This window comes from Pantoea sp. Fr+CA_20 (assembly GCF_024520835.1).
Taxonomy (GTDB): Bacteria; Pseudomonadota; Gammaproteobacteria; order Enterobacterales; family Enterobacteriaceae; genus Pantoea; species Pantoea allii.
The window spans coordinates 57,355-70,597 of the sequence record NZ_JALNPN010000018.1 but is presented as its reverse complement, the minus strand read 5'-3'; the positions used below and the strand labels follow the sequence as shown (position 1 = coordinate 70,597).

12 protein-coding genes are annotated in these 13,243 nt (G+C 55.6%); 4 read left to right on the top strand and 8 right to left on the bottom strand.

Features of this window, described 5'->3' with window-relative positions; genetic code table 11:
• Positions 1 to 63: 63 nt before the first annotated feature.
• From NR177_RS18560 to dgt, 4 genes are all read right to left on the bottom strand, one after another.
• Positions 64 to 1,275 carry an alginate lyase family protein gene (locus NR177_RS18560; RefSeq protein ID WP_256853390.1) on the bottom strand — a complete coding sequence of 404 codons (1,212 nt, stop codon included), beginning with the start codon at positions 1,273 to 1,275 and terminating at the stop codon, positions 64 to 66.
• Between the two features lie 31 nt (positions 1,276 to 1,306).
• Positions 1,307 to 2,464 (bottom strand): CdaR family transcriptional regulator, encoded by a 1,158-nt coding sequence (locus tag NR177_RS18555; protein ID WP_063878466.1) that lies wholly within the window; start codon positions 2,462 to 2,464, stop codon positions 1,307 to 1,309.
• Positions 2,465 to 2,640: 176 nt separating this feature from the next.
• The gene (degP, locus tag NR177_RS18550; RefSeq protein WP_063878465.1) at positions 2,641 to 4,095 is read right to left on the bottom strand and encodes a serine endoprotease DegP; all 1,455 of its coding nucleotides are present in this window, start codon (positions 4,093 to 4,095) and stop codon (positions 2,641 to 2,643) included.
• A gap of 133 nt (positions 4,096 to 4,228) precedes the next feature.
• On the bottom strand, positions 4,229 to 5,719 hold the full coding sequence (gene dgt, locus NR177_RS18545; protein ID WP_109718247.1) for a dGTPase: 1,491 nt from the start codon (positions 5,717 to 5,719) through the stop codon (positions 4,229 to 4,231).
• 92 nt (positions 5,720 to 5,811) lie between these two features.
• Between dgt and mtnN the strand changes: the two genes are divergently transcribed.
• From mtnN to NR177_RS18530, 3 genes are all read left to right on the top strand, one after another.
• Positions 5,812 to 6,510, top strand: a complete 699-nt coding sequence (gene mtnN, locus NR177_RS18540; RefSeq protein ID WP_063878463.1) for a 5'-methylthioadenosine/S-adenosylhomocysteine nucleosidase — start codon at positions 5,812 to 5,814, stop codon at positions 6,508 to 6,510.
• Entirely contained in the window at positions 6,503 to 7,297 is a 795-nt protein-coding gene (gene btuF, locus NR177_RS18535; RefSeq protein ID WP_063878462.1) for a vitamin B12 ABC transporter substrate-binding protein BtuF, read from the top strand. Before mtnN ends, btuF begins: the two co-directional genes overlap by 8 nt.
• Positions 7,298 to 7,434: 137 nt before the next feature.
• On the top strand, positions 7,435 to 7,686 hold the full coding sequence (locus NR177_RS18530) for a hypothetical protein (protein ID WP_172898056.1): 252 nt from the start codon (positions 7,435 to 7,437) through the stop codon (positions 7,684 to 7,686).
• A gap of 31 nt (positions 7,687 to 7,717) precedes the next feature.
• Here the strand turns inward: NR177_RS18530 and erpA are convergent, their stop codons facing one another.
• Positions 7,718 to 8,065 carry an iron-sulfur cluster insertion protein ErpA gene (gene erpA, locus NR177_RS18525; protein ID WP_006117744.1) on the bottom strand — a complete coding sequence of 116 codons (348 nt, stop codon included), beginning with the start codon at positions 8,063 to 8,065 and terminating at the stop codon, positions 7,718 to 7,720.
• A 189-nt stretch (positions 8,066 to 8,254) separates the two neighbouring features.
• On the opposite strand from erpA, the gene hemL reads away from it, so the two are divergent.
• Positions 8,255 to 9,535: a glutamate-1-semialdehyde 2,1-aminomutase gene (gene hemL, locus NR177_RS18520; RefSeq protein WP_063878460.1), complete on the top strand. Its 1,281-nt coding sequence runs from the start codon at positions 8,255 to 8,257 to the stop codon at positions 9,533 to 9,535.
• Positions 9,536 to 9,566: 31 nt separating this feature from the next.
• Here hemL and fhuB read toward each other — a convergent pair whose 3' ends face one another.
• The 3 genes from fhuB to fhuC are packed head-to-tail and all read right to left on the bottom strand — an operon-like array spanning position 9,567 to position 13,235.
• Positions 9,567 to 11,546, bottom strand: coding sequence for a Fe(3+)-hydroxamate ABC transporter permease FhuB (fhuB, locus tag NR177_RS18515; RefSeq protein WP_256853389.1), 1,980 nt, complete (start codon positions 11,544 to 11,546; stop codon positions 9,567 to 9,569).
• Complete coding sequence (gene fhuD, locus NR177_RS18510) at positions 11,546 to 12,430, bottom strand: Fe(3+)-hydroxamate ABC transporter substrate-binding protein FhuD (protein WP_256853388.1); 885 nt, start codon at positions 12,428 to 12,430, stop codon at positions 11,546 to 11,548. Before fhuD ends, fhuB begins: the two co-directional genes overlap by 1 nt.
• A 10-nt stretch (positions 12,431 to 12,440) precedes the next feature.
• Entirely contained in the window at positions 12,441 to 13,235 is a 795-nt protein-coding gene (fhuC, locus tag NR177_RS18505; protein WP_256853387.1) for a Fe3+-hydroxamate ABC transporter ATP-binding protein FhuC, read from the bottom strand.
• Positions 13,236 to 13,243: the final 8 nt, after the last annotated feature.

Sequence of the window (13,243 nt, the reverse complement as noted above, 5' to 3'; positions counted from 1 at the left end):
GCCAGCCGTATGCGGTGGAATTCACCTCACGCGGCTGGCCTTTTTTATTGTGACCCTGCCCGGTTAGTGCCTGAGCAACCACACGTCGCGCACCACCTCGGCAGGCGCATCACGCCATACCACGTGATTGATCCAGGATTGGTAACGTTCTGACTTGAGCGTGGTATCCGCCAACAGCAGCAAGGGAATTAACCGTTCGCTGTTACGTTCGCGCGTTTTCCACGGCCAGTGACGTGCCGGATCGCTGAAAGGCGCCATATAATCCAGCGCGGTCAGCAGTGAGCCACCCTGTTTATTTTTATAATGCCAGAGATCGCCCTCTCCCCGCTGGGAAGCCAACGCCGCCATTGCGGTCAGCGCCTGTAAATTAAAGAAGCTGTAATGAAAAGAACGGGTTCGGGCCAGTTCAAGCGGTTGAGTTCCCTCACGCTCTATTTGCCCGTCAATCTTGCTTTTGGCCAGGGCAGTCATGTCTGCAATCACCGCACGGTTGTCCAGATAAGCGGCAATGCCGGCAACCTGAACACTGTACCAACTACCGTGGTTATTGGGCGCATTCCGCTCCTGTTGCGCCAGCTTACTGGTCTGCAACCAACTGAGATAGTCGCTGAACCAGCGATGCAACGCCGCTTCGTCGCTATTCCGCCAGCCGGGCGACTGACGCAGCAATATCAGCGCATCAACCATGCGGGTTGCAAAATAGCGCCCGTCCAGAACGCCATCATGACGACCCGCGGTTCGACCCGGAATGCCCTGCGCGTAGTTCAGGTTTGGGTTCATACGACGGGCAGGATCGATAAACCAGTGGCGGATCATGGATTGTGCCTTGCTGGCGTAGCGCATATCCCCTGAAAAGAACCATGCCAACGCCAGTGCCTGCACGTCTGCGCTAAATCGCGCCAGGCGCACGCCGTCGGTTTGGTCGTTTTTGGTATCAGGATTCACCTCACCATCCCGACGTATCCAGGGTAAACCCGTTTTCTGCCGGGCGTCCGGCCACCAATAGGCGCTCAGGCTGAGATAATCATGCCGCGAGCCGCTGGGTGGTATCAGACCTTTGTCCATGACGCTGGGGTCAGGCTGACTGAGCGCCTTATCCGCCTGACGTTGCAACTGACGCCAGGCCTGTTCGGTCAGTGCATCTGCCTGATGCTTCTGGAGTGCCTGTCGGGTTTTCACTAACGCGTCAGCAGACAGAAAAACCAGGTTGTCAGGCCGTGCCTGGCAGGTGAACGTGAATATCAGCAGGCAAAGTGTTAAAAACAGTGTACGCATCTGGGGTTCCTCCCGGTTACGGTGAACAGCCTCAGCCCTGCTCATCCAACTGTAATGCAATATACAGCAGTAACCGGTCGTCAAAATGGCCAATATTCAGTCCCGTCAATTCAGCAATGCGATTGAGGCGGTACTCCAGAGTATTACGGTGGATAAACAGCGCCCGCGACGTGGCACCGGGCTGCACGTTATTGCTGAACCAGGCGCTCAAAGTGCGCCGCAGTAAGCCGTTGCTGTCCATACTTTTCAGTTTTTCCAGCGGACGCGCCAGTTCGTTTGCCTGCCAGCCACCGCGCAAACTGTCCAGCAAGACCGGGAGCATCAGGTCCTGATAAAAGTAGCTGCGTACGTCTGGCATACGCTGCTTTCCCACCACCATGGTCGTGTGCGCGGTGCGATAAGAGCGGGCAATGCTGCCCGGGCCGGTGAAGAAGTTGCCCAGTGCAATACGCATTCGCAGATGACCGCTTTCGTTCATACGCTGCATGAGCTGTTCAACCCGCCGCCGGTGATCGTACTGGTCGTAACGTCCGTGTGCGTTTAAGGCGGGCTTCAGTACCACCATTTCGGTCAACGACACAATGGCTATCAGGTTATCCCTGACAGGCGTTGTCAGTAACGTTTGCAGCTGTTGTAACTCAGACATGGCGCTGTCCACGCCTAACTGCCCGCTGTCGACTTCGATAACCGCCACAACGCGGGGCTGATTAAGATCGATACCCAGGCGCTGAGCCCACTCCGTCAGTTGCGGCGTCAGCTCATCACTGCGAATCAGGTTAAGCACCAGCTCTTCACGCAGGCGGCTGTCCTGAGCCAGCATATGTAACAGCCGTGCCTGCTCCAGCATCATCTCTGCCGCCATACAGACCAGCTCACCATAGTGACGGAGTGCACCCGGCTCGCCTGTCAGACCAATTACGCCAACGATCGCCCCGTCAATGCGCAGCGGAAGATTAATGCCCGGCCGCACGCCATGCAGATGCCTTGCCACGGCATCATCAATATCCACAATGCGTCCCTGAGACAACACCAACAGCGCGCCCTCATGCAACTCGCCAATGCGCTCCCTGTCGCCGCTGCCAATGATTCGTCCACGTGCGTCCATGACGTTGACATTACCATCAATGATTTTCATGGTGCGCGCGACAATTTCCTGCGCCAGCCGTGCGTCGAGATGACAGGTAGCCATCCTTTACTCCTGAGTCATATAAGAGGGAGAACAGGATAGCGGTGCGTCACGCGCAGAACATTATGCATTCGCCCATAGCCGCGGCGGCGTTAACAGAAATGCGGCAGGCATCACATTTGTGATTTTTGGCATAAAAAAGGCGGACCGAAGTCCGCCTGCTAAACACAAGACTGTGATTACTGCATCAGCAGATAAAGCGAGGTATCGCCGCGTTGCACGTTCAGCGCCAGTACCGGTGGTTTGGTATCCAGGATCTTACGCAGTTCCCCTAAGTTGGTTACCGGCTGCTGGTTGACGCCAAGAATCAGGTCGCCTTTTTTAAGGCCCACTCGTGCCGCAGCACTGCCTGCTTTTACGCTATCGACCCGAACCCCTTTCTCTTTGCCTGCGTTGTTGCTCAGATCCGCACCTTCAATGCCCGTGTAAATCGTCGCGGACTGCACTTTGTCCTGTGTGCTCTGCTGCAACTGCACAGAGACATCCAGTGGTTTACCGTCACGCAGCAGGCCCAGCTTCAGCGTAGTGCCCACCGGTAACGATCCCACTTCAGCACGCAGTGAGGCAAAGCTGGTCAATGGCTTGCCGTTCATGGAAACGATCACGTCTCCGGCTTTAATGCCGCCTTTTGCTGCGGCTGAATTTGGCACCACCTGGCTGACGAACGCGCCGCGTTGCGCATCGACTTTCATCGCTTTAGCCAGTTCAGAATTAAGCTCGGTCCCCATGATACCCAGCTCGCCGCGTTTCACCTGACCATATTCCACCATCTGGGCGGTCAGATTTTTCACCATGTTGCTTGGGATGGCAAAACCGATACCAATGTTGCCTCCGTCCGGAGCCAGAATAGCGGTATTAATACCGATCAGCTCTCCGTTGAGATTGACCAGGGCACCACCCGAGTTACCGCGGTTAATCGCGGCATCGGTCTGAATAAAGTTTTCATAGTTCTCAACGTTCAGACCACTACGTCCTAACGCGGAGACAATGCCCGATGTCACGGTTTCGCCCAGGCCATAGGGGTTACCGATCGCCACGGTATAATCGCCAACGCGTAAATTGTCGGAGTCAGCCATTTTGATCGCGGTCAGATTCTTCGCGCCTTCCAGTTGAATCAGTGCGATATCGGAGCTGGGGTCCTTGCCGATCACCTTAGCATCATAGCTTCGGCCGTCGCTCAGTTTGACCTGGATTTTCGTCGCATCATTGACCACATGGTTATTGGTCACCACATAGCCTTTTTCTGCGTTAATAATGACGCCTGAACCCAACGCTTTAAATTTTTGCTGCTGCGTATCAGGACCGGCAGGCGCACCGCCGCCGCTGCCACCCGCGCCCTGACACAGGGGCGAGCCCATGAACGGCGAACCGTCCTGGCAGAAAGGCGAATTATCGCCAAAAAATTGCTGGAACTGCTGTGGCATCCGCGGCGTTTTGACCGTGGTGCTTCCCTCAACGCTGATGCTTACAACCGAAGGCATCACCTTCTCCAGCATCGGGGCAAGGCTTGGCAACGGCTGGGTCGTGGAGGATGAAACGGAAGATGACGTTTCTGCAGCGAAAGCACTCACAGGGGTCAGTGCCATGCCAAGACTAAGCGCCAGGGCGCTTAACATTAACGAGGTTTTTTTCATTTTGGTATCTCACAATGATGGATATACTGACCATTGCTGTGGTCGAATGTTGAGATAAATGTTTTAGCGCGAAGTTCCTCTAAAAGTTTTAGGCAAAGGTAAAAATTTATTCGCGCTCTTTACAATTCTCGGCTTATTCCACCGCCATCAAACGACGGTACTCATCCCAGGCATAGAGATCGGTCATGCCACTGATGTAGTCCTGAATTAAGCGAAACCGATAATACCGCTCCCATAATAAACGCTCATATTTATGTTCAACAACCAGCGTGCGCATTTTATGCAAATAGGCTTTCCTGTGTTTTCCAGAAAGCTTATGAAACAGGCGCGTTTCAATCGGGTGATTGCGTAAAAAGTCTTCGTTTATCAGCGTGGTGAAAGCTTCATAATTTAACATCATCAGCGGCTGATATATTTCCAGCAAACCTTTAATAACCCGGTAACCCTGGAGTTCCAACTGTTCAACCTCAGAGTGATTAAACACCTGCTGACGCGCAACGGTTTTAAATATTTGTAGTAAACGGCCCTCTTCACCCTCATCTTCTAATAACGCATGGTTGAATTTTCCATCAAAAATGGCGGGCAGGTTATCAATAAAACGCTTAACGGCATAGGTGACCAGAACATTCTGAACATTAACCCGGAGTGACATGAAGAATTGATCGCTACGGCTGCGGCGTTTTTTACTTCCCGCCTCGCGCCAGGCTTCGCCTACGGTGCGGCTGAACGCATCATTATTATTTATCGGCCCCCAGGCTTTGCTGAGATATTCATACAAACTGTCTACATTGAAAATGGCTTTTTCGACGGCATCATCCAAATCGGCAATACAATATGAAATGTCATCAGCCGCTTCCATGATATAGGTCAGGGGGAAACGATGATGCTCCGTCAAATTGGTGGCCGCACGGAGGTCGCGGATATATTCGCGTTCAGATAAATAGAAACCCGGTTTTTTCATTAAGACGCTAAATTCAGCCGGTTTCTCGCCCTGCCACCATGCCGGCGCAGTATATTTTAGAATACAGGCAACCTGGGAATAGCTCAGATTAAGCTCCAGCAGCGTGTGCACCATGCGAATGGCCTGAGCATTGCCTTCAAAATGGCATAAATCCTGACGAATCATGGCGTTCATCTGGTCAAACGCATGGCGCTGCTCATCAGTTTCTACCCCAGCCACCAGCGGATCGACCAGCTCGGCAGCCAGATTATCTTCAAACCAGTCGTTAATGGCGGCTTCGCCGAAATGGCCAAACGGTGGATTACCCACATCATGTAGCAGGCACGCCATTTCGACCAGGCTTTCAAACGCCCCTTCCATGTCTTCCAGTCCATATTTTGCCAGTCCACCCTGCGTTTTTAGCGTTTGCAGAATCTCTTTACTGATATATCGACCGGTTTGCTGCACTTCAAGCGAATGCGTCAGGCGGGAACGTACTGCGGCGTTACGCTCCAACGGGAATACCTGCGTTTTTTGTTGCAGTCGGCGAATAGCCGCCGAATTAATGATGCGTCCGCGATCGCTTTCAAAATGGCGGGTAATAAAATATTCGCCTTGCGGATCTTTACGGTTGCTATAAGGGCGAGTGAAGCTGATCTTCGTCCTGAAATTGATCGCTGCCATACATGTCCCCGTATTTTTTCGTGAAATAATCCCGTCATTGCCATGATAGACTATGCCCGATTTTTACATTCATTACATTAGCGAGACGCAAAATGAAAGCAGGCATCATTGGCGCAATGGAGCAGGAAGTTACCCTGCTGCGTGACAAAATTGAAAATCGCCAGACCCTGTCTCTGGCGGGTTGTGAAATTTACACAGGCACACTCAATGGTGTCGAGGTTGCGTTGCTGAAATCAGGCATCGGTAAAACCTCAGCCGCTCTCGGCACAACGCTGCTGCTGCAATTATGTAAACCCGATCTGGTTATTAACACCGGCTCCGCGGGCGGTTTAGCCCCTACGTTAACCGTGGGCGACATCGTGGTGTCTGAAGAAGTGCGCTATCACGATGCTGACGTCACGGCGTTTGGCTATGAACCAGGCCAGATGGCAGGTTGTCCTGCCGCCTTTACGGCTGATAGTAACCTGATTGCCGAGGCGGAAGCCTGCATAAAGCAGCTAAACCTGAACGCCGTACGCGGTCTGGTGGTCAGCGGCGATGCCTTTATCAATGGTTCAGAACCCCTGGCACGCATCCGTGCGACCTTCCCGCAGGCCATTGCGGTTGAAATGGAAGCGACCGCCATCGGCCACGTCTGCCATCAGTTCCAGGTGCCTTTTGTGGTCGTCAGGGCGATTTCCGACGTTGCCGATCAGGAATCCCACCTGAGCTTTGACGAGTTTCTAAGCGTCGCCGCCAGACAGTCATCATTGATGGTTGAAAATTTGCTGGCCCGTCTGGCTCGTGGCTAAACACCTGCTGTTTTGCTGGCTGCTGCTGTTGAGCAGCAGCCTGTTTGCTGCCCCGTCCCGCGTCATCACCCTTGCCCCGCACCTGACTGAACTGGCCTTTGCCGCCGGGATTACCCCAATTGCGGTCAGCGCATGGTCCAGTTATCCCCCTGAGGCGAAAAAAATTGAACAGGTTGCTAACTGGCAGGGCATTAATCTCGAACGTATTTTGCAGCTTAAACCCGATGTGGTACTCGCGTGGCGTGGCGGTAACCCGCAGCGTCAGGTGGATCAGCTGCGGCAGTTCGGTATTAACGTGGAATGGGTCGATGCCTCAACGCTGGATGACATGATTGATGCGCTGGCGGGATTAGCAACGTGGAGTCCGGACCCGCAACGCGCCGCGCAAGCCGCCGGGCAACTGCGAAAGCAGGAAGCCGCACTGCGACAGCGCTATAGCCAACAGCGCCCTGTCCCGGTCTTTCTGCAGTTTGGCTTTTCACCCATGTTTACCGCGGCTAAGGCGACGCTGCAGAACGACGTCATCAGGCTGTGCGGCGGGCAGAATATCTTTGCTGACAGTGCGGTCAGTTGGCCTCAGGTGAGTCGTGAACAGGTGCTGATGCGCCATCCGCAGGTCATCATCACCACCGGCGATGCCCAACAGGCGAGTCAGACTGCGCAATTCTGGCTGCCACAACTTAGCGTCAGAGTCATTGCCCTTAACGACGACTGGATCAGCCGCCCGGGGCCGCGCATCCTGTTAGCCGCAGATCAGCTTTGTAAAGCCCTGCATCCAGTTAAATAATGCTGCAGACTGGCGTGCGTAACGCTATAAATTAAAGAAATCCCCTTTACTGCCGTTAATTTTAGATATGAGACACGTGCCACGTAAGCCCGATGTCCTTTAGCGCTTAGCGCATTTGACTACACCAGGAATTTAATATGACCAAAGCCCTGCTTCTGGCCATAGGGCTTGTGATCGCGCAACAGGCATTCGCGGGATCGACGACCGGCTCTATTAACGTCAGACTCGTCATCTATTCACGTTGTGAAGTTAACACTTCAGTGGGTCAATCTGTGCCGCAGGTTGAGTGTGGTCGTCAAATCAGCGCACAGCCGCGCGTGACGCAAACGGTGCTAAAACGCCAGGGGAGTAGGGGAACCAGCGATCGGCTGGTGACCATTGAATGGTAAACGAGGCCGCCGGGTGATGGCGGCTCGCTAATCAGATGCTAAATGACGACCCGCAGCCGCAGGTGGTTTTAGCATTGGGATTGGTCACGATAAAGCGCGATCCTTCCAGCCCTTCAGTGTAATCCACAGAACCGCCCACCAGATATTGCAGGCTCATGGGATCAACCACCAGCGAAACGCCCTGCTTCTCGATGGTCATATCGCCGTCATTCATTTGATCGTCGAAGGTAAAACCATACTGAAAACCGCTGCAACCACCACCAGTGATATACACACGCAGCTTCAGCGCCGGGTTATCTTCGTCAGCAATCAGATTCTTAACTTTGTTGGCTGCTGCGTCGGTAAACTGCAACGGCAGTGCTACTACTTCATCACTCATGTGTTACTCCGTAAACGCCCGGGTCAGAAAACGACCTCAATGTTGCTATTATCTGCCAGCGACCCGACGCAATCAAGCTCTCAGCTTCGCACTCTGTGCCGGATTCACCTGGTTAATTATAGCGGCCTTTCGTCTGCCGCCCCTCTTCCGTAGAATAGCCCGATATTTTATGAACTGCTGGAGCCGAAAATGAGTAAGTCTGAAGAACTGTTCGCTGAAGCACAACGCCTGATTCCCGGCGGTGTGAACTCGCCGGTACGTGCGTTTACCGGTGTGGGCGGCGTTCCGCTGTTCATTGAACATGCTGACGGTGCATATCTTTATGACGCCGATGGTAAAAAATACATCGATTATGTCGGTTCATGGGGCCCCATGGTGCTGGGACATAATAACGATGGCATCCGTAATGCCGTGATTGAGGCAGCCCAGCGCGGCCTGAGCTTTGGTGCGCCAACTGAGATGGAAGTCACCATGGCGCAGCTGGTGTGTAAGCTGGTTCCCAGCATGGAAATGGTGCGGATGGTGAACTCCGGTACCGAAGCCACCATGAGCGCGATTCGTCTGGCGCGGGGTTTTACCGGGCGCGACAAAATCATTAAATTTGAAGGTTGCTACCACGGTCATGCCGATCACCTGCTGGTGAAAGCCGGTTCCGGTGCCTTGACGCTGGGGCAACCTAATTCCCCTGGCGTGCCTGCCGATTTTGCAAAGCATACGCTGACCTGCACATACAACGATCTCGATTCGGTTCGCGCGGCGTTTGAACAGTATCCGCAGGCTATCGCTGCCATTATCGTTGAACCCGTTGCCGGGAATATGAACTGTATTCCGCCCCAACCCACGTTTTTACCGGGCCTGCGCGCGCTCTGTGATGAGTTTGGCGCGCTGCTGATTATCGATGAAGTGATGACAGGTTTCCGCGTTGCGCTGGGTGGCGCGCAGGCACATTACAACGTGAAACCGGATCTCACCTGCCTCGGCAAAATCATCGGTGGTGGCATGCCTGTCGGTGCCTTTGGTGGCCGTCGGGAGGTGATGAATGCACTGGCACCGACCGGTCCGGTTTATCAGGCAGGTACGCTGTCCGGTAACCCTGTCGCCATGGCTGCCGGTTATGCCTGCTTAACCCAGATTGCCCAGCCGGGCATGCATGACAAGCTGAACAGCCTGACGTCACAGTTAGCACAGGGACTGGTTGAGGCGGCAAAACAGGAAAATATTCCTGTCGTCGTGAATCAGGTTGGCGGCATGTTTGGCCTGTTCTTCACCGATGCCGCGAGCGTCACCTGCTATAAAGACGTGACGCAGTGCGATGTTGAACGCTTTAAGCGCTTCTTCCATTTGATGCTCGAAGAAGGCGTTTACTTTGCGCCCTCCGCCTTTGAGGCCGGCTTTATGTCGCTGGCGCACAGTGCAGAGGATATTCAGCACACCATCGATGCCGCGCGTCGCTGCTTTGCTAAGCTGTAAGGTGACAGACCGGCAAACGCCGGTCTTTTTTTCAACGTGAACGCCGCAACAACCAGATAAAATAGGGCGCGCCTAAAAAGGTTGCCATCAATCCTGCCGGAATCTGGTTTGGAAAAGCCACCATTCGCCCGCACCAGTCAGCAACCACCATTAAACCTGCCCCGAGCAACCCAGACAGTAACAGCTGCGGTAGCGCCCGCCGGAAGCCCAGCATGCGCGCCATGTGCGGTGCCATCAGTCCCACAAAGCTCAGAGGCCCAATCGTCAGCGTGGCGCAGGCTGTTAAGGCCGCAGCCAGCAGCAGCAGTGCCAGACGCGAGGCGGTGAGCGCCATTCCGGCCGAGCGCGCCGTCGCGCTGCCAAGCGGCAACAGCGTGAGCCAACGGCTGGCCAGCGGCGCTAATGACACCAGCACCACCGCACAGACAGCACTTTGCAGCGCCTGGGTGGCACTGACGTTATAAGTGGAGCCGGAGATCCAGGTCAGTAACCCCGACATCCGGGGATCGCCATTGGCCATCAACAGCATCAGAATGGTGACAAAGGCACTGTTTAACGCCATCCCGGCCAGCAGCATGCGTTCAGGGGAAAAACCGCCGCGACTGGCCACCAACATAATGATCGCCAGCGTCACCGCCGCGCCCAGCGCACCGGCGGGTAACAGGAATGCCAGCGCATTGCCGGGCACGAAGAACAACATCACGACTGCGCCGCAGGCCGCGCCGGAACTGATGCCCAAGACTTCAGGGCTGGCCATCGGGTTCCCCGTGAGTCGCTGGATCAGGCTGCCGGCAACGCCAAGCATTAAGCCTACCTCCAGGGCCGCCAGCACACGCGGTGCGCGCCAGGGTAGCAGCTGCTGTAGCAGGTCACCGCTGGTCCAGATCCAGCCTTGCGCATCCCGTCCAAACGCCAGACACAGCCATGCCAGCATGCCTAACAGCGCTAAGCCGATCAGGCTCCAGCGCAGAACGTGATGGCGTTCGACCGGAACCTTGTCGCCCTGATCCAGTGCGGGTGGAACGGAACCGGTTCGCAGACGCGGCAACAGCCACAGCAGAATCGGCACGCCCAGTAGCGCCGTCACCGTGCCGGTAGAAACCTCGCGCCAGTGCGTCGTAAGCCACAGGACGCAGGCATCAGCCAGCCACAGCAGCAATGCGCCAATCAGCGGGGCCAGCAGCATGCGGCTCAGCAAGCGGCGTCCACCGAGCAGCCTTGCCAGCAGCGGCGCGAACAAGCCGATAAAACCAATGATACCGGCGACGCTCACCAACTGTGCGCTAAGCAATATCGCCAGCACCAGAATCGCTAACCGGGTAGCGGACAGGGCCAGCCCGAGGTTTTTTGCCACGCCATCGTCCAGCCCCATGAGCGTCAGCGGCCTCAGCAGCGCCAGAGACAGTAACAGCGCCAGCATCAGTCGCGGCCAGAGCTGGGTAACACTGTCCCAGCTCATCTGGTTCAATGCGCCTGTGCTCCACAGAAACATATTTTGCAGTTGGTCGTGATTGAAGATGGCGAAGATCTGGTTAACAGCACCGCTGTAAAGACTGAGGACCAGCCCGGCCAGGATCAAGGTTACGGGTGACAGGCGTTTGCTCCAGGCCACGCTAAATACCAGCGCCCCCACCAACAACGCACCACCCGAGGCGGCAAGCTGCTGGGTAACGACTCCGCCCGGCAGGTGCCACAACGTGGCGACGGTAATTCCCAGTTGTGCGCCGGATGAAACGCCTAATGTTCCCGGTTCCGCCAGAGGGTTACGCAGAACCTGCTGAAACAGCAGTCCCGCTAATCCCAGACCGGCCCCCACCAACAGCGCCAGCGCCCAGCGCGGCAGCAAACTGTAGTGAAACACCATCTGTTGCACATTCGTGGTATCAGGTGTCCACAGGGCCTGTGTCCATTGCCCCAGGGGCAACGCCTGCTGAAAGTTTATTGCGGTGAGCGCCAGCGCCAGTAAAAACAGTACGCCCAGCACGGTGACTGAGAAAAAACGATAGCGCATCAGACTTTCTCCAGCGCATGTTCCAGCACGCGTATAAAGTGCAAGGCAGAGAGTGTTGCCCCGTAATACCAGACCGCCGGTACGCGTTGAAAATGGCCGCTGTGGACAAAAGGCATTGCCTGCCACAGCGGGCTGCGTGACAGCTGCTGCATAACGGCCGCATTGTCATGATCGAAGCAGATGGTTTCCACGTCGTGAAACGCCGCCAGCCGCTCCAGGCCAATCACTGAACTTCCCCAGAAATTGGTTTCGCCCTGCCAGGCGTTCTGCAGACCAAGCAACGCCATGACCTCAAGGAATAAGCTGTTTTTACCGAAGGTGATGGCATGGCGACTGTCAAGCAGTGACATCAGCAGGATGGCACGTCCGGCATGCGGTGCCAGACGCTGGCGCGCCGCGGCGATTTCCTCGTCCATGCGTTGCAGGTGCGCGGCTGCCTGGGCTTCCCGCCCCAGCCTGGCGCCGAGGGCCTGCAGAGAGACACGCGCCCGGGAGAGCGGTTTACCGTCGCCGCCGTGCAGGTCAAACCCCATAATCGGCGCAATACGCTGGAGTTTTTCTTTAGGCGGTCCATAGCCGTTTGAACAGAGAATCAGTGAGGGATGCATCTGGGTCATCAGTTCAAGGTTAGGCTCGGTACGCAGCCCAACATCCACCACGCCGGCAGGCAAGGCTGGCTGCCCAACCCAGATATTATAATTATGCACATCGGCGACCCCAAAGGGCTTAACGCCTAACGCCAGCAGCAGCTCGGTGGGTAACCACTCAAGCGCGATGATGCGATCGGGATCGGGATCGGGCTGCGCCGCCTGGAGTGAAAAGGGGCTCATCAGTGGCGATAACGCCATCGCCATCATCAGGCGACGGCGGAACAAATCGGGCATTATCGGGTCCTTAACACACAAAACTCACCGGCGCACCGCCGCCGGGATGGGGGAAGATCCCCATTGGAATACCGTAAATCGCCTGCAAAACGTCCGCCTGCATAATGTGGTCCGGCCCGCCTTCAGCGATAAGCGCGCCACCGCGTAATGCCACCAGATGGTCACAGTAACGGGCAGCCATATTGATATCGTGTAATACCGTAATAACGGTTAAGCCATGCTCCCGACTCAGTGTCTGAATCAGGGCCAGCACATCAACCTGATGGGCGATATCCAGTGCGGAAGTGGGTTCATCCAGCAGCAGACAGCGGCTGTTTTGCGCCACCATCATCGCCAGCCAGGCGCGTTGCCGTTCGCCGCCCGATAAGCTGTCTACCAGCCGTGAGGCAAAAGGCGTTAACCCTACGCGCGAAATCGCCTGCTCAACGCGGTCGCGGTCCTCCTGAGTGAAACGCCCCAGCGCCCCATGCCAGGGATAGCGCCCAATGGCCACCAGCTCGCGCACCGTCATACCTTCTGCAGCCGGCAGTTGCTGAGGTAAATAGGCGACCTCACGGGCAAATACTTTGCTGTTCAGGCTCTCCACGGGCCGCTCATTCAGGAGCACCCGGCCTTCGCTGGCCGCGTGATGCCGCCCCAGCATTTTTAACAGCGTGGATTTTCCCGAACCATTGTGACCAATCAGCGCGGTTACTTTGCCTGGTGTAAAAGAGAGAGACAGCGGCTGGAGAAGCGTGCGACCGGGTACACGAAAGCTGGCATTATCCAGTTTGAAGGTCGTCTGTTGGTGCTGCGGAAGCTGCATGGTAATCC